Origin of the sequence: Micromonospora sp. M42 (genome assembly GCF_000568915.1) — a bacterium.
GTDB classification, from domain to species: domain Bacteria; phylum Actinomycetota; class Actinomycetes; order Mycobacteriales; family Micromonosporaceae; genus Micromonospora; species Micromonospora chalcea.
Genome location: NZ_KK037233.1, coordinates 687,636 through 688,923 on the forward strand (window position 1 = coordinate 687,636; position 1,288 = coordinate 688,923).

At 76.2% G+C, this 1,288-nt stretch carries 2 protein-coding genes; both read left to right on the forward strand.

The genetic code is table 11. The features are described from left to right. Positions 1-243 precede the first annotated feature (243 nt). Positions 244-684, forward strand: coding sequence for a beta-ketoacyl synthase chain length factor (locus MCBG_RS02745; protein WP_051610923.1), 441 nt, complete (start codon positions 244-246; stop codon positions 682-684). Continuing rightward, the coding region (locus MCBG_RS02750) for an AMP-binding protein (RefSeq protein WP_043330063.1) at positions 681-1,288 on the forward strand (608 nt) is incomplete at its 3' end. The genes MCBG_RS02745 and MCBG_RS02750, both read left to right, overlap by 4 nt.

Genomic DNA, 1,288 nt, shown 5'->3' on the forward strand with positions numbered 1-1,288 from the left:
CGCGACGCCCCCCGCCCCGCGCGCACCGGGCACGCCCTGACCCTCAACGCCGCCTTCAGCGGCGCCCAACACCGCACTCCTGGTGAGCACCTCATGACCGCCTCCACCCCCAGCCCTCCGCGATCTTGCACTTCCGGCCCCGGCGAAACGGGCACAACGCCCGCCGAGAGGGCGCCAACCGCAAGATCGCGCAACGACGCGGAGGCGCGGTGGCCCGAGGACGGGGATGAGGGGCCGGCGGGGGTGCCGGGGTTTGTGCACTCGGCGTTCGCGCCTCTCGTGGTGGCGGTGGCCGAGCGGTGCCTCGCGCGGCGCTACGGCACCGGGCCGCTGCCGCCGGGCAACGGTACGGCGGTGGTGCTGGTCAGCGCCGGCGGAGACACGGCCAGCGCGGCGCACGTCCGGGCCGCGGTGGACGCCGGTGACCGGATCGGGCCGCTGTTCTTCTTCCAGTCGGTGCCGAACAGCGTGGCCGGGCACGTCGCGGCGCGCTGGGGACTGGACGGGCCGGTGGTGTGCCTGAGCCCGACCGGCGACCCGCGGGCCGAGGGGGAGGCCGAGGCGGACCTGCTGCTGCACGACGGCGACGCCGCACAGGCGTTGCTGATCCTGATCGAACTGGCACCGGACGGTACGCCGGGCGAGGCGACCGCGGTGCTGCTGGGGGAGGGAACACGTCAATGAGGACGAAGGGACTGCGCGGCGCGCTCGCAGCCGACGCGGAACTGGGCGCGGGCAACGTGCTCGCCCGGGTGCTGGCCCACGGCGCCGACCCGGACGGGCCGGGGCTCACATTCGACACCGAGGTCGACGGCCACCCGGCCGAGACCCCGCTGACCCTGGGCCGGCTCGACCGGATGGTCGCCGCCCGGGCGGCCTGGCTGCACGAACGCGGGGTGAAACCCCGCGACCCGGTCGCCGTCTGGGCCGGTACGGCCGCCGACATGGTGCTGTCGTTCCTGGCGCTGACCCGCCTCGGCGCCATCCCGGCGCTGATGAACGGCAGGCTGCGCCCCGAGATCGCCGCCGAGTACATCCGCCGGCTGCGCGCCGCCGGGGTGCTCGCCGACGCCGCGCACGCGCAGGCGCTGGCCGGGCACGACCTGGGCGCGCCGATGCTCGGCGAGCCCGCGCAGGCCGGGGCCGGCGACCCGGACGCGGCGCCCGCGCACTACCGGCACCACCCGGACGACCCGATCGTCATCACCCACACCTCCGGCACCACCGGAGTGCCGAAGGCGGTGCTGCATTCGCACGCCAGCCTGTTCGCCGCGACCCGGCACCTGCT